Origin of the sequence: Aquirufa ecclesiirivi, from assembly GCF_011250515.1 — a bacterium.
GTDB classification, from domain to species: Bacteria; Bacteroidota; Bacteroidia; order Cytophagales; family Spirosomataceae; genus Aquirufa; species Aquirufa ecclesiirivi.
The window spans coordinates 325,370-348,121 of the sequence record NZ_JAANOP010000002.1; the positions used below are offsets into that span (position 1 = coordinate 325,370).

Consider the following 22,752-nt stretch of genomic DNA (forward strand, 5'->3'; position numbering starts at 1 on the left):
ATAGTTGGACAAGTCCAACTATGCAGATAAATAAGTAAAACGAAGAATTACTTCTTAGTCTCGTCTAGTTCTTTATTGATTTGATCTTTCACTTCATTTTTAGCATCCTGAAATTCACGGATACCTTTACCTAGTCCACGCATTAACTCAGGTAACTTCTTTCCACCAAAGAACAATAGTATGGCTAAACCGATTAATAAAAGTTCTCCACCACCTAAACCGTTCAAAAACAACAATATACTTGCTATGCTCATCATTTTCTGTATTTAAAAATTTTGTAAATATATTCAATACTAATTAAAAATCCTTCTCTAAGGGTTAAAGATTACATTTGTTTTTCAAATTCATCTAGTTCTTGTTTGATTGATTTTCCTACCCAAAGAACTAAGGCCAAATCATCTGTAAAACCAACAATAGGCAATAAATCGGGAATGAAATCAAAAGGTGATATAAAATAAATCAACACGGCAGCAATTTTTGCTAGAGTTATCGCAGGTAATTTCCGATAAGTTCCTTGTACATACGCCTTAATCAACTGACTAAACAATACAATGTAATGATTTAATAAACGAACCACAGAAAGATTGCTTTGGGCGGCTGTTTCATTCACTTTTTGTAACGCTTTTTTCACCAAATTCAATAAACCATATTTATTGTCAGCCATTAAATCCTCCCCTTTATCCAAAGCTTCTTTGAAAAATTGGGAGCTAATTATGCGATCAATAAAAGTGATTTTTCTAGTCATAAACATTGATTTATCCATAAATATACAAATTGAATACCAAAATCTAGCAGGCCTTGTCCTTATTTATATAATCCGACTACTTTTACAAATATGTAAGTGTTTTGTCGTAATTTAGGGGAGTTTTTTGCTCATAAGAATCATTAAAATCACACAACAATGAAAATTACCGTAGTTGGAGCTGGTGCTGTAGGTGCTACATGTGCTGACAACATCGCTAGAAAAGAATTAGCAGATGAATTAGTTTTATTGGACATCAAAGAAGGAATTGCTGAAGGCAAAACCTTGGATATGTTCCAAACTGCCTCCCTATTAGGTTTTGATACCAAATTAGTAGGATCTACCAATGATTATGCTAAAACAGCTAATTCAGATGTGGTAGTCATTACTTCTGGTTTACCAAGAAAACCGGGTATGACACGTGAAGAATTAATTGGGGTTAACGCTGGTATCGTTAAGAGTGTCGTAGAGAATATTTTAAAATTTTCTAAAAATCCAATTATTGTGATTATTTCTAATCCAATGGATACTATGACTTATTTAGCGAAGTCGGTAGCTGGAATAGACAAGCATCGCATCATTGGTATGGGTGGTACGTTGGACTCAGCTCGTTTCAAATGTTATTTAGCAAAAGCTATGGATGTCTCAATCAATGATATCCATGGAACTGTCATTGGTGGACACGGAGATACCACCATGATTCCATTGAAACGTTTAGCTACCTACAATGGTGTTCCAGTAAGTCAATTCCTATCTACTGAAACCTTAGATAAAGTAGCTGCTGATACAATGGTTGGAGGAGCTACATTAACTGGCTTGTTAGGAACTTCTGCTTGGTACGCGCCAGGTGCAGCTGGAGCAGCTTTAGTTGAAGCAATAGTTCGTGATGAGAAAAAAATCATGGCTTGCTGCGTTTCTCTTGATGGAGAATATGGCCAATCAGACATTTGCTTAGGTGTACCCGTTGTTTTAGGTAAAAACGGATGGGAGAAAATCGTTGATTATCAATTAACTGAAGATGAGCAAGCTGCTTTCAATAAATCAGCTGATGCTGTACGTAATATGAACTCCGTTTTAAGTACCTTGAGTTTATAATACCATCAATATATGAAATTAAAAGGCCATCTTTCGATGGCCTTTTTCTATTTAGAGCGGATTGCAATTACAGGATCCATCTTAGCTGCCACCCAAGCTGGGATAATACCAGACAATATTCCGATAAAACTAGATATCATTAAACCACTAAGGATATTTTTAAAACTTAAACTTAATGGCAAAGCCTCTTGTGGGATGAGGGTAATTAAGACTACTAAACCAATTCCCACTATCCCTCCAATTAGACTTAAGAATACAGCTTCAAATAAAAACTGAAACATGATGAAATAATTTTTAGCTCCCAAAGACTTTTGAATACCGATAATATTGGTTCTTTCTTTTACCGAAACAAACATAATATTGGCAATTCCAAAACCTCCAACTAATAAAGAAAAACCAGCAATTAAAGCTCCAGCTATATTGAGCACGGAAAAAATTCCATCAAAAAACTGATTCAGACCATCCATTCGATTGATAGAAAAAGAATCCTCTTGTTTAGGTTTAATCGAACGCAAACTACGCATCATCCCTGAAATATCTCCTTCCAAATTTTGCTGATTCACATCATCCTCAAATGCTTTAATCGAAATATCTGGCTGAGGTCGATCTTTTTGAAAAATAGTAGCATAAGTAATGTAAGGAATAATCACTTTCTCGTCTGGAGTACCACCAAAACCAAGCATATCATTCCCCTTCTTTTCGATGACACCTATCACCGAAAATTTAATTCCGTTTAATTTAATTACTTGCCCTATGATTGATTCCCCATTGGAAAGATTTTCTGCTACTTTGGAACCAATAATGGCCACATTCAGACCATTATCTGATTCTATGGGTAAAAAATACCTTCCCTCATTAATAGGACAACTAGTAACTTGATTGTAATCATAACTAGCCCCTGTGATATTGACATCCATACTACTACTACCCCGATTAACAGAGGCGGTTCTACCCCCATCAATGATGGCTACCGCTTGGGCTGAGGTCAAATTTTCTTTTAAGTACTTAAATTCCGAATATTTCATCTCAGGACGATTCAAATATTTCCACCAAGGGTAATTATTTTGCATCAACCAGGGCCATTTACCCACATATAACACTCCTGAACCTGCAAAAGAATCAATCTCCGAACGTATTTTACCATTCAATGAATCTACTGCAGTAAAAACAGCGACTATGGCAAAAATACCTACGCTAACCCCTAACAAGGACAAGGTGGTACGCATGATATTAGAACGAAGTGCCTGGTAGGCAAAAACTAAACTTTCAAATACTTGTCTTAGAAATTTCATAGCTATGAATTTGGGCAATAAGCTTAAAGTTACTAAGCTATTTCAATTTATATTCTTCTAATTGTATGAATAGATGGTATAAACTTTGAATGGCAATATGATGGTAAGACTGGATTTTTGTAATTTTATATCTTAATTCATACCCATGGCTTGGAGTCAACGAGAATATCACCTATTATCTGCTCATTTTGAGGGTAAATTGTATTTCGATACCTCTCAATCTTCACAAATTGCGCGTAAAATATATGCCACCGACGCCTCGGTATACCAAGTTCAGCCTAAAGCCGTTGCCATTCCAGCTTCTTCCAAAGACATTAAACGTCTCATTCAATTTGCTAGAAATAATAAATTAGGCATCATTCCTCGTGGCGCAGGTACATCATTGGCCGGCCAAGTCGTAGGTGAAGGTATCGTGATGGAAGTTTCTTCTTCCATGAGTAAAATCATTTCGCTTAATAAGAAAGAAAAAACAGTTTGGGTAGAACCTGGTATAGTCAGGGATGATTTAAATTCATCCATAAAAAAAACAAGTCTATTCTTCGGACCAGAAACCTCCACCGCCAATAGGGCTCTTTTAGGTGGCATGGTAGGCAATAATTCTTGTGGATTACATTCTATTGTCTGGGGTAATGTACGTGACCACTTGATTGAAACAAAAGCTATTTTAGCCGATGGTACAGACATATACACGCATCCATTAAGTAATGAAGAATTTTATAAAAAAACGACTCTACAAAATTTAGAAGGTAACATCTACAGGGAATTGCACCGGATTTTGAATAATCCTGCTTTACAAGAATTAATCAGAAACAAATTTCCCAAACCCAGCATCAAACGAAGAAATACGGGCTACGCTTTAGATGCGTTGGTAGAAATGCAACCTTTCAATCCCCAAGGAAAGCCTTTTAATCTTTCTGCGTTAATAGCTGGTTCTGAAGGTACCTTAGCCGTGGTTCATTCCCTTCGTCTTCAATTATTAGATATTCCTTCTGCTGATGTTTGTTTAGTTTGCGTACACTGCCATTCCATTCAAGAATCTCTGCAAGCCAATTTAGTAGCACTATCTTGTCATCCTACTGCCTCAGAATTGGTAGATGATTTCATTCTATCATTTACAGAAGGCCATCCTCAGTTCCAAAAAGATCGAGATTTTATTCAAGGTAAGCCCGAGGCAATTTTAATGGTTGAGTTTCGAGGAGACGAAGCGTCTAGTTGTGAAAATAAAGCCAATCAATTTATTGAAAAATTAAATGCCCAGAGCATAGGTTATGCCTGTCCTACTTTATTTGGAGAAGAAATTTCCAAAGGATGGGATATTCGAAAAGCAGGATTAGGTTTGATACGAAATATTCTTGGCGATAAACAAGCCGTCAATTTAATTGAGGATTGTGCAGTAGATCCAGAAGATTTGCCCAATTATGTTGCTGATATTCAAAATCTTCTACAAAAACATCAAGTACAAGCCGCATTTTATGCTCATGCAGGTGCTGGGGAATTGCATATTGAACCATTTCTAGATTTGAAAGCGGAGGAAGGGAAAAAACTATTCCGCCTTTTATTACAAGAAACAGTTCAGATTCTTAAAAAATATCAAGGATCATTAAGCGGCGAACATGGAGATGGCAGGCTTCGTGGAGAGTTTATTCCTGAAATCATGGGGCCCGAAATTTATGAACTTTTTCAAGAAATCAAACATATTTTTGACCCAATCAATACACTTAATCCAGGAAAAATAGTCCATACTCCTCCTATGGATGAGGCATTTAGAATTCAAACTAAAATTCCTCAAAAAAGAACTTATTTCTTTGATTATGGTGCATTAAATGACCCAATGACCTTAGCCGAAAAATGTTCGGGTTCAGGCGATTGTAAAAAAACAGCCCTATCAGGTGGAACCATGTGTCCGAGTTTTATGGCTACCCAACAAGAAAAGGATAGTACCCGAGCAAGAGCCAATATGCTGCGGCAAATTCTTAGTTCTGAAGTAGAAAAACCATTTTCGGATCCGCAATTGAAAGACATTTTGGATTTATGTCTTTCCTGTAAGGGATGTCAAACAGAATGTCCTTCGGGAGTTGATATTAGTAAATTAAAAGCAGAAACGCTTCAACAAAGTTATATCGAACAAGGTACTCCTTGGAGAACTCAATTAATAGGTCATTTTCCTCGAATACAAAACTGGGTTAGAAAAATTTCTCCCCTATATAATTTTGCCATCGAATTCCCTTTAAGCAGCATCATCATCAAAAGCTTCATGGGATTTTCTTGGGAAAGAAGTATCCCCAAAGTTTCATTTACCAGCCTTGAAGAATGGTTTTCAACCTTCAAAAAGAAGGTGAACCAAAAAGATATGCCTTTGGGGATGGTATACTTTTTTGCTGATGAATTTACCAACTACAATGATGTTTTGATCGGTAAAAAGGCCATAGTCTTATTAAATGAACTTGGCTATGGTGTAGAAATACCCCAAGGAATCATTAGCGGCAGAAGTTATTTATCGAAAGGCATGCTCATAGAAGCCAAAAAACTTGCTAACCGCAATGTCTTGTTACTTAAAGATATCATTCATACAAACACTCCTTTCATTGGGTTGGAGCCAAGTGCTATATTAAGTTTTCGAGATGAGATACCTGATTTAGTAGATGTTGAACTCAGTAATGATGCGGCTAAATTAAAAGAAAACTGTTTGTTAATAGATGAATTCTTAGCTAGGGAAATCAAAGCCAAGCGAATTCAAAAATCATCATTTGGAACAAAAAGCAGAAAAATAGTCTTGCATGGGCATTGCCACCAAAAATCCATTGCTGGCTTAAGCTCTACACGACAGGTTTTATCATTTCCAGAAGGACATGAAGTAGAATTAATACCTTCAGGATGCTGCGGTATGGCAGGTTCTTTTGGTTATGAAAAAAAACATTTCAAGATTTCTAAACAAATAGCCAATCTAGTGCTTTTCCCCACTATTTTATCTAAACCAAGCTCGACCATCGTAGCTAGTAATGGAACTTCTTGTCGGCATCAAATCAAAGATGGTATTGATAAACATGCTTATCATACTGTTGAAATTCTACACCAATCCTTGGCCAATCCCCAGATAAAAATATGATTCAATTTAATTTATCGCTCTTTTTTGAAAATTCATCAGAAGAAAAGGCTCTTATTGCTTTACAAAAAATCATTGTTCCAGAAATAGAAAAACAATCATTTATTTCTCGCGTTTATTTATTTGAAATCACCTCACATCAAGAGCCCGACTCTAAAGGTTTTAGCTTACAATGCTGGGTAGAACCAGAATTTGAGAAACAATTGGCTATTATAGAGACCCTTGTATCCGGGTTCTTATTGGAAGAATTCCCCAATCAACATGTCTATTTCCCCAGTCAATTGAAGAAGTTATAACCAATTGATCGCTTTCTTTCGATGGGCGATCAAGTAATCATTGGTTTTTGAAAACACTTTATTCCCAAACCAACCTCCCCTGTTGGCCGACAATGGTGAAGGATGTGAAGAATACAAAAGTAAGTGCTTTTGTGAATCTACATTTTTCGCCAATTTTTGAGCAAAATTACCCCACAACAAAAATACCACATGTTCTTTTTCTTCACTGATTTTTTCAATGGCGAGGGAAGTTAATTGTTGCCACCCTAAATCTTCATGTGAACCGGGTTTAGCCTCAGAAACAGTTAAAATCGAATTCAGCAAGAGTACACCTTGTTTTGCCCACGGACTCAAATCCCCATCTTTGTTTATCAAAAAAGCATCGAGATCTAGATGCAACTCCTTTTTTATATTACGTAATGAAGGCGGTATTGACATTCCCTGGGGTACTGAAAAACACAATCCATGAGCTTGACCTTTTCCATGGTAGGGGTCCTGACCAATAATGACTACTTGGGTATCGGCAAAAGAACATAAATTAAATGCTTGGAAAATTGTTTCTCGAGGAGGGAACACCTCTTCCGTCTGCATTTTTTCATCTAATTTTTCCTGTATGGATTCAAAATATGATTCACCTAATTCAGAAAGGAAAATATTTTTCCAATCATTCATTAGTAAATCAGGTAATTTTCGAACTATTTTACTCTCGATTTGATCCATACTTATGACTGAAGCTATCACAAATGGTTTTTATATTTCAGTAGAGACACAACACATGTCGGAATACGAAATTCAAAAGCCCTACCAGCATTTTTTTTCATACCAAATTACAATCAAAAACCTCAGTAAGCAACCTGCTCAATTAGTCAGTAGATTTTGGAAAATTCAAGATGGATCAGGAAAAACGGAACATGTAAATGGCCTAGGGGTAGTAGGACAACAACCCATCATTGAACCAAATCAATCCTTTACTTATACTTCAGGATGCCCTATAATCGGTAATTTAGGCAAAATGAGTGGTCATTATACCTTTCTGAATTTAGAAAACCAATCCACCTTTTCCGTTAAGATTCCACCCTTTGAATTAGCTCCTACTTTTATTTTAAATTAATGCGTTTATTTCAAAAATTCTTCTTTTTATTACAAGCTCAAACAAGTCATGGATTACACTCCCCCTCTGTATTTAAATTATATACGGAGGTAATCAATCCGATATTACAAAAGCGAATTTCATCGAATGATAAAACGAATGAACTCATCCAAGAGGTGAGTCAATTTTATGCCCATGAAATCGATTCAGGGAAAGTTTTTCCTTTGGTCATTCCACATTTAAATCCAGAAGTTTATCAACAAATAGATCAAGATTTAATTCCAAAAGCCCAATCTAATTCCATTTTGTTTATTCTTCATCCCTATGAATCTACACTAAGTCAGGATATTTGGGATACTTTAGTAGATGACCCACGAGTAATTCACAGCATTGATCTATTTGATATAGGTATTTTACGATTTAATCAGCTAGCTAGTAAACAGCATTTTATGTTGAAAAAATCTTAGATATAAAAAAAGGCGACCGAAGCCGCCTTTTTCATCAAATTCTAAAAAAATTAAACTGGCTTAGCAATTTCTACTAAAACGCGTTTTCCTTTAATTTGAGCTCCAGCCATTTTTTCTAAAACGACATTCGCATATTCTTTAGGCACATCTACATAGGTATGCTTATTTTCAATTTGAATTTGCCCTAATACATTACCAGGGATTCCAGATTCACCTGCAAAAGCCCCAACGATGTTAGATGGAGAAATTTTCTCGTTGAAACCAATGTTAACAAACATACGAACCATATTTTCATCAGAACGATAAGGCTTGCCTTCTTTGTCACTTCTTGGTCCACGTGGTCCACGATCTCTGTCGCCACCACGGTCATCACGTCCACCGTAACGAGAATCTCTCTCGAAACGACCAGCGCCACGACGGCCATCACGTTCACCGCCACGATCACCCCGGTATCCTCCACGGTCACCACCGCGATCACTACCACGGTCATCACGACCATATTTACGAGATTGACGTTCTAATTCACCTTCGAGATTTTCATCACCAAACTCATTCTTTTGAACTCCCATGCTAATTTTCACTAAGGCAGCAACAATTTGCTCCGTAGTAAACCCAGCATGATGTAGGTTTGTCAATGCATCGTTAAATACATCTAAATCACCTTCTTGAATTGTAGCAGCGACACGTTCAATAAACATGCCTTTTTTAACACCAACTACATCCGTGAACGTAGGAATAACTCCTTTTTCAATCTTCACTTTCGTGTAATTCATGATTTCGCGTAAACGATTTCTTTCTGAACCAACGACTAAAGTAAAAGCTTTACCGAATTTTCCAGCTCTACCTGTACGACCGATACGGTGTACATAATATTCTTCATCTAATGGGATATCATAATTAATAACCGCATCTACATTTTCCACATCCAAACCACGAGCAGCCACGTCAGTAGCAACCAAGAAACCTACATTTCCATTACGGAAACGGTTCATCACTTGTGTACGTTGAGATTGACGTAAGTCGCCATGTAAACCTTCGGCAGCATATCCACGCATTACCAATTCTTCCACCACTTCATCTACCCTTTTCTTCTGATTACAGAAAATAAGAACCAATTTCAGGTTATAAAAATCAATCAAACGTGTTGTTACTTCCATTTTCGCACGTCCTTTGACATCAAAGTACAATTGCTCAATGTTGACGTTTGTAATTTCGTTTTTAACAACCTTTACTAATTTAGGATTAGTTAAATAACGATTCGTTAAAGCCATGATAGGCTTTGACATCGTAGCCGAAAATAATACTACTTGGCGTTCTTCTGGAATTTCTTGTAAGATACTTTCAATATCTTCTCTAAAACCCATATCTAACATTTCATCAGCCTCATCCAATACAATCATGGAAGCTTGACCTAATTTCAATGCACGACGTTCGATTAAGTCAATCACACGACCAGGAGTACCTACAACGATGTTGGCACCAGCCTTTAATGACTTGATTTGACGATCAATGGAGTCTCCACCATAAACAGTTGTAACCCAAACACCTTTAGTAAATTTGGATAATTTCTTTAATTCTTCAGTTACCTGAAGAGCTAATTCACGCGTAGGACATAACACGATGGCCTGCACGTATTTCTCGAATGGAGCTACATGCTCGATCATTGGAATACCAAACGCGGCCGTTTTACCTGTACCCGTTTGTGCTTGGCCGATTACATCACGACCTTCTAAAATAAATGGAATAGCTTCTGATTGAATGGGAGAAGCGAATTCAAAGCCCATTTCGTTAACAGCAGCCAGGATTCCTTCCGAAAACGGAAGCGAATCAAAGCGAATTTGATTACTCATTTGTTGTTTTTTAATTACGTTGCCCGAACACATCCGTAATTAACTCTTGCCCATAGCCCTTTACCAGGGAAAAGAATTTTACAATTAATGTAAAAAAGAGTTGTGAGGATGTATTTGTATTTCTAAAGCACAAAAGTACTTTAATAAAAAATGAGAAGCAAATAAATTGTATTATTTTAATACCGACTTCTTAGACAATATCAGTAACACCTGAGAATTGATGGGTACAGAAGCTTCTGGACTTATGTTATTTCCTGCTGCTTTCACCTCGATTCGATTGGGTGAAATACCCTCACCTACCAAACGATTCTTAACGACAAAACCACGTTTTAAGCCAGATTTGGCATCATTTTCAGCAAATGCAAAAATACGAATTTGAACATCTTTGTACTTATTTAAACCCTCGGCCATCTTCTTGAAAAAGGCATCAAAAGGAGAAACTAATTGATTGGTTTCTGCATCAAAAGAAATTTCACTGACGCGCAATTCACTCGATTCTGTATTCGTCGTATCCGTTAAATACTCAAACATCGGAACTAAGGCAGAGGTTTTAGGTACATCATATGCCTTACCGTCGGGCCAACTCAAATGTGTCAAAGAATCGGACGCTATTCTGGCAGAATCTGCACTCAATTTAGACAAACTATCCCGTAGCTTAGCCAAACTGTCAATAGGAATAATTTCCTCCGTATCAGCACTGACTACCTCATCCTCTTTGGTCATTTTAGTATATACAAACCAAGCGATAGCGGACGCTAAAACCAATGAACCTAGAATAAGCCCAATTACTTTCCAATTGGTCGAGGAACCACCTTCTTCATCCGAATTCAATTCGAATTCCTCTGAATTAATTGGAAACGAACTGGACTCATGTTTAAATACATCGGATAAAAGTAAAATTTCAGAAATTGAGCCTTGTAATTTAGGAGGACATAAAGAGGCAAAATCATGCTTTTGAGCAAAAAAATGTTCCCCAAAAGAATTCCAATCTTTCATGCAAGCGATATCAACAAGTTTCAATCGATTCCCATACATGGCGAAACAAATACTCAAACCTTTAACAACCAAAGAACTTTTACACTTCAATTCCCGAGAAACCAATAAGGCAATGGCACTTTTTTTATCTGGCATTAATATGCCAAATAATCCTTCTCCGTAGGATATGATTTTGTCCCAGTTTACACTGGCCGTTGAACTAGAAAAAATAACTTCTATCTCTTTACTGGGCACGGATTTGTGCTGAATAAAATTGGATAAAGCATTGAAACGAATCTGATTTCGTATCAACTTTAAGGATGAACCTAATATAATGGATTCCCAAACAGGTAATAACTCCTGTATTTTTTCAACTCGCTCGTTGGTTAATTGTGCTACACGTTCAATAAAAATCTCTCTCTCGCCAGCTTCCAAAATTGTAAACATCTGCCTCTTTGGGTATAATTATCCCCTAAATTACATTAGTATCCTCACTTTTAGCACATATTGATTCGTATTTTTTTCATATTTCTTACATCGATGAAAATGTATCATTAACTTTGTTCAATGAAGAAAGTATTATTCATTGACCGAGATGGAACCATTATTATTGAACCCATCATTGACCAGCAGGTGGATAGCTATGAAAAACTAGCCTTTTTACCACATGTCATTTCCAATTTGAAAAAAATCACCGAAATCACCGATTATGAATTGGTGATGGTGACCAATCAAGATGGCTTAGGTACCTCCTCTTTTCCAGAAGATACGTTTTGGCCAGCTCAAAATAAAATGTTGGAAATTCTTGCCTCAGAAGGAATTACTTTTTCTCAAATTCATATCGATAAAAGTTTTCCTCATGAAAATTTACCGACAAGAAAACCAGGGATTGGACTATTAACCCAGTACTTTTCTTCCGAATACGATTTATCGAATTCTTATGTGATAGGTGATCGCCTAACGGATGTACAATTAGCTAAAAACTTAGGATGTCAGGGAATTTTAATTGGGGCATTGGAAGTCCCATCAGCATTACAATCTTCCTTGGCTCTACAATGTGAAGATTGGAATCAGATATTTCAATTTTTCCAATTACCCGTAAGAAAGGTATCCCACGATAGAAACACACACGAAACCAAAATCCATATTGAATTAAACTTGGATGGCAGTGGAAAGGCTAATAACCAAACTGGCCTAGGTTTTTTTGATCATATGCTTGACCAAATTGCTAAGCATGCCAACATGGACTTATCGGTACAAGTACAAGGTGATTTACACATTGATGAGCATCATACGATCGAAGACACGGGAATTGCTTTGGGAGAAGCATTTGCCATCGCCTTAGGGAATAAGCGAGGAATCAATCGATATGGTTTTTTATTGCCTATGGATGATTGTTTAGCTCAGGTGGCGATCGACTTCTCTGGCCGTAATTGGTTGGTTTGGGAAGCCAATTTCAAAAGAGAAAAAATTGGAGAAATGCCAACTGAAATGTTCTCTCATTTTTTCAAATCTTTTTCCGATGCCTCTAAGTCCAATTTAAACATTAAGGCAGAAGGAGAAAATGAACACCATAAAATAGAGGCCATTTTTAAAGCTTTTGCTAAGTCGATTCGATTAGCAGTCCAAAGAGACGTAAATAATTTAAATTCTTTACCCAGTACTAAAGGCCTGCTTTAAATTTTTTAGTATTTTTGCACGTCATTAAACATACAACTATGGGTTATTCAGGAGCAGCATTTTTTATTATTTTGTTCGCAATTTCAATTGTTATTGGTTCAAAACTTCAAAAAATTTATAAAGAAAGAGGTAAATAAGCCTCTTTCTTTATAAACAGCCTTCATCGGCAAAACTGAAATATCCTTGAGCAGTGATGATGACATGGTCCAAAACCTGTATATCCAACATTTTACCTGCTTCTAAAATTCGCTGCGTTAATTCCCGATCTGCTTTACTTGGTTTTAATTGTCCAGATGGATGGTTATGAGCAATGATCAAAGAACTTGATATCGTATCTAATGCGGACTTAAATAATAATTTTAAGTCGACCGATGTCCCCGCCACTCCTCCCATGCTTAATCGTTGCATTTTCAGTACACTGGATGCCCGATTTAAATGCATCACCCAAAACTCTTCATGATTCAAATCAAATAGATGGGGATGAAATAAACGATATGCATCTTTGGAGCTTTGAATAACTTGGATAGCCTGAGAAGCTTCGTATGACATCCTCCTACGTCCCAATTCCAGCGCTGCAACGAGCACGGTTGCTTTGGCTTTTCCCATCCCCTTGAACTTCATAAAATCATGCAAGGAAAAACGGCCCAAAGTACTTAAATTTCCACCTATAGAATTTAGTATTTCATTTGCCATCTGCAAAGCAGATTTATTGGGAATACCGGAATGAATCAAAATGGCTAAGAGTTCATCCACGCCTAATAAATCCTTTCCTACTAAATTCAATTTCTCTCTAGGTCTATCTTCTACCTTAAGCTCTTTGATTGCAAAGCTTTGTCCTTCATACTTCATTGGCTTTTTTAAGCGAATGTAAGGTCCTAAAACGAAAAAACCCCGCCATAGGCAGGGTTTATCAAGTATATGATAATCGCGTTATTAAGCTGCGACTTTGTTAACCAACTTAGCTAATTTAGACTTCTGGTTGGCTGCTTTATTCTTGTGGATGATGTTCTTCTTCGCCAATTTATCTAAAGCTGAAGAAACTTGTTTGAACAAATCTACCACTACAGATGAGTCCGTAGTCAATCTCAATTTCTTGATCAATGTACGAGTAGATTTATGCTGATAACGATTGCGCAAACGCTTTGCTTCATTTGCCCGAATACGCTTTAGTGCTGATTTATGATTTGCCATTTTTAACTAAAAAATTTCTATTCTTTTGAAAATTGAAATGCAAAAGTAAACAATATGATTTATACTCACAAGGTTTTACCCAAAAAAAGCCAGATAATTTACTGGATTTTTAGCCTCTTTTTATTCATCAGTCCTAAACTATTGGCAAATCCATGGGGATTCTTCGCTCATAAAAAAATCAACAAGCTGGCAATCTTCACCTTACCTCCTACTCTGAGTAAATTTTTCAAAAGACATATCTCCCAAATGGAAGAATGGGCCGTGCTTCCCGACCAAAGAAGGTATATTCTAGATATAGAGGCCGCTCGTCATTACATTGACCTAGATCAATACACTCAAACCTTGCAACACACTTCTTGGGAGCAAGCAATCAAACTAGTTTCTGAAGATAGTCTTCAAAAACATGGCATCGTCGTTTGGCATATTCCTAAAACACATCAACGATTAATTCAAGCTTTTAAACGGCATGATACACTACAAATCATCAAATTATCAGCAGAATTAGGCCATTATGTAGCAGATGCCCACGTTCCTTTACATACTACCTCCAATTACGATGGACAAAAAACAGGGCAACAGGGTTTACATAGTTTTTGGGAATCTCGTATCCCTGAATTAATGGGAGACGCAATAGAGGATTGGGTAGGACCCGCAAAATATGTGGCAAACACCCAACAATCTGCTTGGGAGTGGGTATTAAATGCAAACCAATTAATTCCAACTTTATTGAAAAAAGAAAAAGACCTAAATCAAATAACTGCGGAGAACAAAAAATACAGCTTTGAAAAAAAGGGGAATTCCTTGATCAAAACTTACAGTAAATCCTATAGCTTAGCCTATCATCAATCTCTAAATCAACAGATCGAAAATCAATTTAAATATGCCATTCAACACCTAGGAGATTTACTATTTACTGCATGGATATTAGGTGGACAAAGTGATTTCAAATAAAAAAGTGCAATTTTGCAACATGATAACAGAGCAAAGCATACATTTGAAACGAGGCAAAGATGCCCCAGTTAGAAGGTTTCACCCTTGGATATTTTCTGGTGCGATTTACCAACAAAGCCCAAACTTGCAAGATGGGGATTGGGTTAATGTTTTAAGTGACAAAGATGAATTTCTAGGATTAGGTCATTACCATGCTGGGAGTATCGCCGTAAAAATTGTATCGTTTACACCTGTAGAGGACATACAAGATTTATGGGTTCATAAAATAGCCAGAGCTTGGGAACTAAGGCAACAATTAAACTTTACCGATACCAATGCTTTTAGGTTAATTCATGGAGAAGGCGACGGCTGCCCTGGATTAATCATTGATGTGTATCAAGACGTATTTGTTTTTCAAGCGCATACCATTGGTATGTATCGCAATAGAGAAGCGATTGTCAATGCCCTTAAAATTGTCTTTGGGGACTTATTGAAAGCTGTATATGATAAAAGTAAAGAAACATTACCTCCTAACTTTGCGGCAAATTGTCAGAATGACTATGTGTTTGGAACAGCCACAGTTCCTTATGATATTCAAGAAAATGGAGTCAAATTTTCGGTCAACTGGATTACAGGACAAAAGACGGGCTTCTTCTTGGATCAAAGAGATAATCGTGCTTTATTAGCCCATTACGCCAAGGATAAGCACATACTAAATACATTTTGTTATTCAGGAGGCTTTTCCATGTATGCATTAAAAGCAGGAGCCGCCTCCGTTGTTTCCTTAGATGCATCTGCCAAAGCCATTGATTTGGTCAATGCCAATATTAGCTTGAATAAGTTGGGGAAAAAGAAACACGAAGCCATTGTAGGAGAAACACTTCCCTATCTTAAAAACAATCAAGATGAATTTGATATCATCATCTTGGACCCTCCTGCCTTTGCTAAGTCCATCAGTACCAAACACAAGGCTCTTCAAGGTTATCAAAAAATCAACCAGCTAGCGATTCAACAAATCAAGAAAAATGGTTTAATTTTTACCTATTCTTGTTCGCAAGTGATAACAAGAGAATTGTTCTTAAATATGTTGGTGGCTGCGGGAATAGCGGCAGGAAGAGAAATTCAAGTGATTCATCAAATGACCCAAGCACCTGATCATCCTATCAACCTGTTTCATCCCGAAAGTAATTACCTAAAAGGATTTGTTTTACGAGTTATATAAAAAAAGCCATCTGAATTCTAAATCAGATGGCTTTTTTCTTCGATAAAATCTATTTAGTCAACAAAGCGAAAGATTCTACTCCAACGAATTTTGCCAGAGAATAAACCTTTGTTGGGATCCAAGGACATCCACACAAATACCGCCTTACCCACGATGTGATCAGCAGGTACAAAGCCCCAAAAACGAGAATCGGCAGAGTTATGGCGATTATCTCCCATCATAAAATAGTAATTTTGTTTGAAGGTATAGGATGTCAAAACCTTTCCATCTTTCATTAATTTTCCGCCTTCCAAGGTGATATCTTTATTTCCTTCGTAACTTCTAATCGCCTCTTGATACAAAGGGGTAGATTTTCCATCCAATTGAACTGTCCATCCTTCTTTTGGAACCTGTAAAGGGCCAAAGAAGTCCCTATTCCATTTAAACTGAACGGTATCATGAGGGAAAATGTCTAAATACGTAACACCTTTGGGATCCTTAAATGAATTATAGTCGATTTCCTTTTTGAAAGGCAATTTCATGATTTCATCTAAATGCTTCTTGCTGGTATTTAGCTTATAACCTACCAATTGATTCGTAGAATCTGCTAATGGCAACCAGTCCGAAGATTCAAAACTAGCATCAGCCGAATTTCTGATTCCATATTGATCAAAAAACGTTTCGTCCAAATCTTCTTTTGTCTTTAAGAATACAGGATGCTGCATTCTTTCTGGATTATCTAATGCCTTTCCGTTAATAAATACTTGTTGATCTCTGAGCTCTAAAACATCACCTGGAGTAGCCACACAACGCTTTACATAAAAGGTACGTAAATCGAGAGGTGCATCACCATCTTCCTCCCAATTGGGGGCATTAAATACAACGGCATCTCCTTTTTTCACATCAGTAAAACCAGGTAAACGGAATACAGGTAAATCCAACCAGCGTAGGTACGAAGGTAAATTGGTAAACCAAATTTTCTGATGAGTTAAAGGAAGCTGCAAAGGTGTTTTAGGAGTTCGAACGCCATAATGCATTTTACTTACAAATAGAAAATCACCGACCATCAAAGAGCTTTCCATGGATGGTGTGGGAATGGTATAGGCTTCAAATAAGAAGAATCTGATCAGGGTAGCAGCTACCACAGCAAAGGCTACAGAATCAAGCCATTCTCTAAAAGCTGACTTTTGTTTAGGATGTTTAGTTTCCTCTTGTTTCATTTTATTTCTTTTTCAAAAATTTATCAATCAACTCTTGTGATGGTTTGTGTATGTATGGATGCGGAAACCCTCTTTCAATAAAGTCAGGATCCAGCATGTTCGTATAACGGAAATGACATGACCAGCGTATTTCATTATTAGTAATTACACCCGATTCATGTACTAACATGGTTGAAAAAACAGCAATATCACCCGCTTTCAACTCAGGTTGTAGCCTTGGGTATGAATTTCGATCAAAAGGCACTTCCGCAAAACCATTATCGATTTTATCTGTCAAAGGACCTAGTTTATGGGATCCTGGATAAAAAACAACGGGGCCATGCTCCACTTGAACGTCCATCAAAGGTATCCAAACAACCACAGAATCAGCCGAGGATAACATAGATACCCAATCTTGATGCAAAGGCGTTTTGTAAAAATGCTCTGATTTAGCTAGTGATGGATGATTAAAAAACAAAACTGGACGAGTACACATATTAGGCACTTGCATCCCTATTTCATGCATCAATTGAACCAAATCAGGATGAACAGCAATTTGATATAATTCAATCAAACCCGTTTGAATCAATTTTCCACAATTGATAAATTCGTCCAAATGGTTTTCAAACAATTGTACCATTTGGCTTAAATAATCCCCTTCAATACCAAAATAATCAAATTGGATTTGAAAAATTTGTTTAGCCGCCTCCTGCAATTTTTGTATTAATGAAGGATCAAAAAAACCGGGTATCACCACTACCCCTTGTTCATCTAATTCCTTTTTTATGAATTCGATATCGTGCATATTAATCTAATTTTAACATATCTCCCATCCCCAAAACACCTTTCTTATCTTTTACCCATTCTGCCGCAATGACGGCACCCAAAGCAAATCCCTCTCGACTAAATGCCTCATGAGTAATTTCTATTTGATCCACTTTGGATATATACTTCACGGTATGAGTTCCAGGTTTAGTGGATTCTCTTTGTGACCAAATGGCCACCTCGTTACTTTGAGGAATCTCATTGTTTACCCAAGAATCTTTGGCTGGAAAAGCAGACATAATACCTTCTGCTATAGTAATGGCCGTTCCACTTGGTGAATCCTTTTTCTCTGTATGATGAATTTCATTGGTATAAATATCATACTGATGGTGAGGAGCCATTAATTTGGCTAAATGCTTATTTAAAGCAAAAAACAAATTAACTCCAATGGAATAATTGGAAGCATAGAAGAAGGTTGAATCATATTTTTTTGTCAAAGATTCTACTTCTGCCTTTTTTTCTAACCAACCAGTAGTACCGCAAACTATAGGAATTTGCTTTTCTAAACATATTAAGATATTGGTATAAGCTGATTGTGGATTTGAAAATTCAATAGCCACATCTACCTCTTGATTGCTCAATCCAAGCAAATCATTGGGGTTATCAATATCAATTTTAGCTACAATTTGATGGCCTCTACTTAGAGCAATACGCTCAATTTCCTTACCCATCTTACCATAACCAATCAAAACTATTTTCATTCCTTTACTTTTTAAAATTAAACGACAAAGATACACCAGAAACCAAGCCATTTGAATAAGACTGATATTCAAAAGTGGGTTTTATTTTCAAGGTAATATCATCTGATACATCAAAGGTCTTTAAATGGGCACTTACATTGGCATCTACCACATTAAACGCCCAAGCCAAAACCATCCCAATATAAGTATAATCTCTATTTCTTCGGTAACCGTCGTTTAATCGTTTTAATTGATTAACATCTAAATCACGAATTAATCCATCTTCATAAGGGACAGCTACTGTCGCAGGAGGAACATAAGTAGGATCATCAGGATGAGGTGAAGCGATGTAATAATAGGCTCGATACTTCTCATACCGTACATTATTAAAATTTGCAATGATACCTAAGGTAATGAAGGCACCTGCAACTAAGGGCATCTTCCAATATTGACGATTATAATACTGTCCCCAGCCCGGAATCATCAAGGATTTTAAAGTGGCTTCACGTGGGATAATTTTATAAGGAATTGATTTTTTCTTTGGCAAACTATCTATCTTCAACTCTTGTACTTTAGCCACAGTATCTAACGCAACGTGGTTGGCTTTAGATGCCCAAGAGCAAAGCAAAAAAAGAGAAAAATAAATAAATACCCGAAATACGGGAATAGTGGCATGCCTCATGGGTCTACTATTGTACTGCTTTCAATAGTTTTAAAAGCTCTTCTTTCGATTTAAAACTAACTTTCAACTCGCCTTTCCCTTCTTCATTCATTTTGAAAGTTACCGGTGATTGAAAGAAACTTGCAAAGGTTTGTTGAATTTGTTGCATTTCTGCCAGAGGAAGTGTTTTAGACTCATCTGGTTTACCTAGGTTAGGGTGTGCTGACTGCCTTACCGCATCTTCTAATTTACGAACCGACCACTCTTCTGAAATGGTCTTTTGAAAAAGCACATGTTGTAATTCAGGATTTTCAACAGACACCAAACAACGGGCGTGACCCATTGATAATTTGGCATCACGAATTGCAGCTTGGATAGCAATGGGCAATTTCAACAAGCGCATGTAATTGGTGACATTGGAACGACTCTTCCCTACTCGATTACCTAAATCTTCTTGTTTTAATTGGCATTCATCCATCAAACGTTTATAGGATAATGCAATTTCAATGGCATTTAAATTTTCTCTTTGAATGTTCTCAATCAAAGCCATTTCAATCATTTGCTGATCGTCTGCTGTTCTTACGTAAGCAGGAATACTTTTCAATCCCGCTAATTTAGAAGCTTGTAAACGGCGCTCTCCAGAAATCAATTGAAATTTCTTAGGTGCAATTTTTCTAACTGTAATAGGCTGAATAATTCCTTGAACACGGATAGATTCAGCAAGATCAGCTAATGCTTCCTGCTCAAAATGCTCGCGAGGTTGATAGGGATTGGTTTCAATGTATTCCAATGGAATTTCATCCATTAAATTTACCCCTTCTAAACTTCCAGCAAACTCTGAAGAATGCTTGGATGTATGGGACACATTTTCAGAATCTTCAAGCAAAGCGCCTAAACCTCTACCCAAACCTATTCTTTTTTTTGAATTTGATTCTTGCTTTGCACTCATATGATATAATCTGCTAAACAGCCTGTAATAAACCGTTTTTGGTGATAATTTCTTTTGCCAAATTGAGGTAGCTTATCGCTCCTTTGCTTTCTGCATCATGCAAAATAGCAGGTATTCCAAAACTTGGTGACTCCGACAAACGGATATTTCTTGGTATAATCGTTTCAAACACCATGTTTTTAAAGTGACTGTTGACTTCATTGACTACCTGGTTCGACAAACGTAAGCGTAAGTCATACATAGTCAATAAGATACCCTCAATCATTAAATTAGGGTTTAAACGAGATTGAATAATTTTTATGGTATTCAGTAATTTGCCTAAACCTTCTAAGGCATAATATTCGCATTGAACGGGGATAATCACCGAATCTGCTGCCGTCAAGCAGTTGATCGTAATCAATCCCAAAGAAGGAGAACAATCCATGATAATGAAATCATATAAATCCTTGATTTCTGCTAACGCGTCTCGCATTCTCGCTTCTCGATTATTCAAATTGATCATCTCAATTTCTGCTCCTACTAAATCAATATGAGAAGGAATAATGTCTAAAAAATCAAGTTCCGTAGATACAATGCTTTCTTTTACTTTAGCCAAACCCACCATGCACTCATAAATACTTTGCGTGATGTCTTTTGGGTTTAAACCTAACCCAGAAGTTGAATTTGCCTGGGGATCAGCATCTATGATCAATGTCTTAAATTCTAAAGCTGCTAAGGAGGCAGCTAAATTAATAGCTGTGGTCGTTTTACCAACTCCACCTTTTTGATTAGCGATAGCAATGATCTTACCCATGATTAAAAATCTGAAGAATTATACGGACAAATGAAGGACAATATTACAAAATATGTTTCACATCTGAGTTCATTTTTTTATGTGCGGTTTCAAGATTAAATCAATTATGGAGTATCAATTTTTGCAACATTCTTGTAACTTGGTATTTGTATTCATCAACCAATATGTCCGAAAACACAAGCAGTCATCCGAAAGGCCTTTATGTTTTGTATTCCACTGAAATGTGGGAACGATTCAATTTTTATGGGATGAGAGCCTTGCTCTCTCTATTCTTAGTAAACGCCCTAGCTTTCAAACAAACTGACGCATCCATCCTTTACGGTGGATTTTTAGGTTTAAGCTATTTGACTACCATGGCAGGTGGATATATATCAGACCGTTACCTAGGGAATCGAAATTGTATCCTTATAGGTGGATTTATCATGGCCATTGGTCAAATATTCATGTTCTCATCAGCCAGTACGTTTGAAATGGATATTAGTCTAGCTCAAAATTTAATGTGGGGAGGATTGTTCTTTTTAATCATTGGAAATGGTTTTTTCAAACCTAATATATCTTCCATGGTAGGGCAATTGTACCGCAAAGGGGATAATCGACTAGATGCAGCTTTTACCATATTTTACATGGGTATTAATACGGGGGCATTATTAGGCATGCTTATTTGTCCTTTTTTAGGTGATGTCAAAGTGGATGGAATTCGTGTATTGGATGCTTTTAAATGGGGTTTCTTGGCAGCAGGAACAGCTATGTTAATTGGGACTGTTTCCTTTTATTTTCTCAAAAACAAATTTATTGTTGATCCCGATGGCCTTCCAGTAGGAGAAAAACCATTTTCGAATCAAAAGGCTATTTCGATCGATGGGGAAACAGAAAAAGCAGAGTTTAGCTCTAAATCCATTTTTACTGCTGTTATTTTATTTATCATTCTGATTTTTACTTTCCATTATTTATTCATCACAGAAGAACCTAATATCATCAAAGATTGGATTTATCCAGTCATTTATTCATCAGGACTAAGTTTGGCATTTTTGATAATTACCGATAAAACCATAACTAATATTGAAAGAAACAGGATCTTAGTCATGTACATCATTTCCTTTTTTGTCATCTTCTTTTGGGCTTCTTTCGAACAAGCTGGTTCTTCACTAACCTTCATTGCAGATCAACAAACTGATTTACATTTCCTAGGGATTGAACTTCCTCCTAGTTCGGTTCAAAATGCCAATTCATTTTTCATTATATTACTTGCCTTCCCTTTTTCATGGCTTTGGATTTGGCTCAATAAACGAGGATTAGAACCCAATTCCCCTGCGAAACAAGCCATTGGATTATTATTGCTTTCCATGGGATACTTCATTATAGCTTCACAAATCAAAGATTTAGGAAATAACAAATTAGGGGTCATTTGGCTGATTGTCATGTACTTATTTCATACCATGGGTGAATTATGCTTATCTCCTATCGGCTTATCACTTGTTTCTAAATTAGCTCCAAAGCGCTTTTCTTCTTTGCTAATGGGAGTTTGGTTTTTAGCTAATGCAGCAGGATATGCGCTGGCAGGAACTTTAGGGGCCTTATTGCCTCCAGCCGAAGCAGTTGTTGGACAAATGAACTTTCCTAGTTTTTTAGGATTTGAAATTCATAACTTATACGAATTCTTTATGCTATTTGTCACCTTAACGGGCATAGCAGCTATTATACTTTATATGTTAGCCATTGGACCTTTAAAACGTATGATGCACGGCATCCGATAA

General features: G+C 36.7%; 23 protein-coding genes. 9 read left to right on the forward strand and 14 right to left on the reverse strand.

What is annotated here, in order from left to right:
* Positions 1-47 precede the first annotated feature (47 nt).
* On the reverse strand, positions 48-254 hold the full coding sequence (tatA, locus tag G9H65_RS04730; protein ID WP_109322843.1) for a twin-arginine translocase TatA/TatE family subunit: 207 nt from the start codon (positions 252-254) through the stop codon (positions 48-50).
* 71 nt (positions 255-325) lie between these two features.
* Positions 326-745, reverse strand: a complete 420-nt coding sequence (locus G9H65_RS04735; RefSeq protein ID WP_166374186.1) for a YkvA family protein — start codon at positions 743-745, stop codon at positions 326-328.
* A 156-nt stretch (positions 746-901) separates the two neighbouring features.
* On the opposite strand from G9H65_RS04735, the gene mdh reads away from it, so the two are divergent.
* Positions 902-1,837 carry a malate dehydrogenase gene (mdh, locus tag G9H65_RS04740; protein ID WP_166374187.1) on the forward strand — a complete coding sequence of 312 codons (936 nt, stop codon included), beginning with the start codon at positions 902-904 and terminating at the stop codon, positions 1,835-1,837.
* 47 nt (positions 1,838-1,884) lie between these two features.
* On the opposite strand, the gene G9H65_RS04745 is transcribed toward mdh, so the two are convergent.
* On the reverse strand, positions 1,885-3,129 hold the full coding sequence (locus G9H65_RS04745; protein ID WP_166374188.1) for an ABC transporter permease: 1,245 nt from the start codon (positions 3,127-3,129) through the stop codon (positions 1,885-1,887).
* 145 nt (positions 3,130-3,274) lie between these two features.
* Here G9H65_RS04745 and G9H65_RS04750 point away from each other — a divergent pair, with 145 nt between their 5' ends.
* Both G9H65_RS04750 and G9H65_RS04755 read left to right on the forward strand, forming a co-directional pair.
* Positions 3,275-6,235 carry an FAD-binding and (Fe-S)-binding domain-containing protein gene (locus G9H65_RS04750; protein ID WP_166374189.1) on the forward strand — a complete coding sequence of 987 codons (2,961 nt, stop codon included), beginning with the start codon at positions 3,275-3,277 and terminating at the stop codon, positions 6,233-6,235.
* Entirely contained in the window at positions 6,232-6,528 is a 297-nt protein-coding gene (locus tag G9H65_RS04755; protein ID WP_166374190.1) for a DUF4286 family protein, read from the forward strand. Before G9H65_RS04750 ends, G9H65_RS04755 begins: the two co-directional genes overlap by 4 nt.
* Here the strand turns inward: G9H65_RS04755 and G9H65_RS04760 are convergent.
* Positions 6,523-7,227, reverse strand: coding sequence for a uracil-DNA glycosylase (locus G9H65_RS04760; RefSeq protein WP_166374191.1), 705 nt, complete (start codon positions 7,225-7,227; stop codon positions 6,523-6,525). The two genes, G9H65_RS04755 and G9H65_RS04760, sit on opposite strands and share 6 nt — an antisense overlap.
* A gap of 4 nt (positions 7,228-7,231) precedes the next feature.
* On the opposite strand from G9H65_RS04760, the gene apaG reads away from it, so the two are divergent.
* The gene (gene apaG / locus G9H65_RS04765; RefSeq protein ID WP_166374192.1) at positions 7,232-7,618 is read left to right on the forward strand and encodes a Co2+/Mg2+ efflux protein ApaG; all 387 of its coding nucleotides are present in this window, start codon (positions 7,232-7,234) and stop codon (positions 7,616-7,618) included.
* Positions 7,618-8,064 (forward strand): hypothetical protein, encoded by a 447-nt coding sequence (locus G9H65_RS04770; protein WP_166374193.1) that lies wholly within the window; start codon positions 7,618-7,620, stop codon positions 8,062-8,064. Before apaG ends, G9H65_RS04770 begins: the two co-directional genes overlap by 1 nt.
* Positions 8,065-8,114: 50 nt before the next feature.
* Here G9H65_RS04770 and G9H65_RS04775 read toward each other — a convergent pair whose 3' ends face one another.
* Both G9H65_RS04775 and G9H65_RS04780 read right to left on the reverse strand, forming a co-directional pair.
* Complete coding sequence (locus G9H65_RS04775) at positions 8,115-9,914, reverse strand: DEAD/DEAH box helicase (protein ID WP_166374194.1); 1,800 nt, start codon at positions 9,912-9,914, stop codon at positions 8,115-8,117.
* A gap of 171 nt (positions 9,915-10,085) precedes the next feature.
* The gene (locus G9H65_RS04780; RefSeq protein ID WP_166374195.1) at positions 10,086-11,336 is read right to left on the reverse strand and encodes an OmpA family protein; all 1,251 of its coding nucleotides are present in this window, start codon (positions 11,334-11,336) and stop codon (positions 10,086-10,088) included.
* Positions 11,337-11,456: 120 nt separating this feature from the next.
* On the opposite strand from G9H65_RS04780, the gene hisB reads away from it, so the two are divergent.
* On the forward strand, positions 11,457-12,569 hold the full coding sequence (gene hisB, locus G9H65_RS04785; protein WP_166374196.1) for a bifunctional histidinol-phosphatase/imidazoleglycerol-phosphate dehydratase HisB: 1,113 nt from the start codon (positions 11,457-11,459) through the stop codon (positions 12,567-12,569).
* Between the two features lie 147 nt (positions 12,570-12,716).
* On the opposite strand, the gene radC is transcribed toward hisB, so the two are convergent.
* Positions 12,717-13,418, reverse strand: coding sequence for a RadC family protein (gene radC / locus G9H65_RS04790; RefSeq protein ID WP_166374197.1), 702 nt, complete (start codon positions 13,416-13,418; stop codon positions 12,717-12,719).
* Positions 13,419-13,502: 84 nt separating this feature from the next.
* Positions 13,503-13,760: a 30S ribosomal protein S20 gene (rpsT, locus tag G9H65_RS04795; protein WP_109322831.1), complete on the reverse strand. Its 258-nt coding sequence runs from the start codon at positions 13,758-13,760 to the stop codon at positions 13,503-13,505.
* 54 nt (positions 13,761-13,814) lie between these two features.
* Between rpsT and G9H65_RS04800 the strand changes: the two genes are divergently transcribed.
* Complete coding sequence (locus tag G9H65_RS04800) at positions 13,815-14,711, forward strand: zinc dependent phospholipase C family protein (protein WP_166374198.1); 897 nt, start codon at positions 13,815-13,817, stop codon at positions 14,709-14,711.
* Between the two features lie 19 nt (positions 14,712-14,730).
* Complete coding sequence (locus tag G9H65_RS04805) at positions 14,731-15,912, forward strand: class I SAM-dependent rRNA methyltransferase (RefSeq protein ID WP_205753243.1); 1,182 nt, start codon at positions 14,731-14,733, stop codon at positions 15,910-15,912.
* A 53-nt stretch (positions 15,913-15,965) separates the two neighbouring features.
* Here G9H65_RS04805 and lepB read toward each other — a convergent pair whose 3' ends face one another.
* The 6 genes from lepB to G9H65_RS04835 are packed head-to-tail and all read right to left on the reverse strand — an operon-like array spanning position 15,966 to position 20,998.
* Positions 15,966-17,111, reverse strand: coding sequence for a signal peptidase I (gene lepB, locus G9H65_RS04810; RefSeq protein WP_166374199.1), 1,146 nt, complete (start codon positions 17,109-17,111; stop codon positions 15,966-15,968).
* Between the two features lies 1 nt (position 17,112).
* Complete coding sequence (locus tag G9H65_RS04815) at positions 17,113-17,895, reverse strand: phytanoyl-CoA dioxygenase family protein (RefSeq protein ID WP_166374200.1); 783 nt, start codon at positions 17,893-17,895, stop codon at positions 17,113-17,115.
* 1 nt (position 17,896) lies between these two features.
* Positions 17,897-18,616 (reverse strand): 4-hydroxy-tetrahydrodipicolinate reductase, encoded by a 720-nt coding sequence (dapB, locus tag G9H65_RS04820; RefSeq protein WP_166374201.1) that lies wholly within the window; start codon positions 18,614-18,616, stop codon positions 17,897-17,899.
* Between the two features lie 4 nt (positions 18,617-18,620).
* Positions 18,621-19,277 (reverse strand): DUF5683 domain-containing protein, encoded by a 657-nt coding sequence (locus tag G9H65_RS04825; protein ID WP_166374202.1) that lies wholly within the window; start codon positions 19,275-19,277, stop codon positions 18,621-18,623.
* A gap of 7 nt (positions 19,278-19,284) precedes the next feature.
* Positions 19,285-20,205 carry a ParB/RepB/Spo0J family partition protein gene (locus G9H65_RS04830; protein WP_166374203.1) on the reverse strand — a complete coding sequence of 307 codons (921 nt, stop codon included), beginning with the start codon at positions 20,203-20,205 and terminating at the stop codon, positions 19,285-19,287.
* 13 nt (positions 20,206-20,218) lie between these two features.
* Positions 20,219-20,998: a ParA family protein gene (locus G9H65_RS04835; RefSeq protein WP_166374204.1), complete on the reverse strand. Its 780-nt coding sequence runs from the start codon at positions 20,996-20,998 to the stop codon at positions 20,219-20,221.
* A 164-nt stretch (positions 20,999-21,162) separates the two neighbouring features.
* Here G9H65_RS04835 and G9H65_RS04840 point away from each other — a divergent pair, with 164 nt between their 5' ends.
* On the forward strand, positions 21,163-22,752 hold the full coding sequence (locus G9H65_RS04840; protein WP_166374205.1) for a peptide MFS transporter: 1,590 nt from the start codon (positions 21,163-21,165) through the stop codon (positions 22,750-22,752).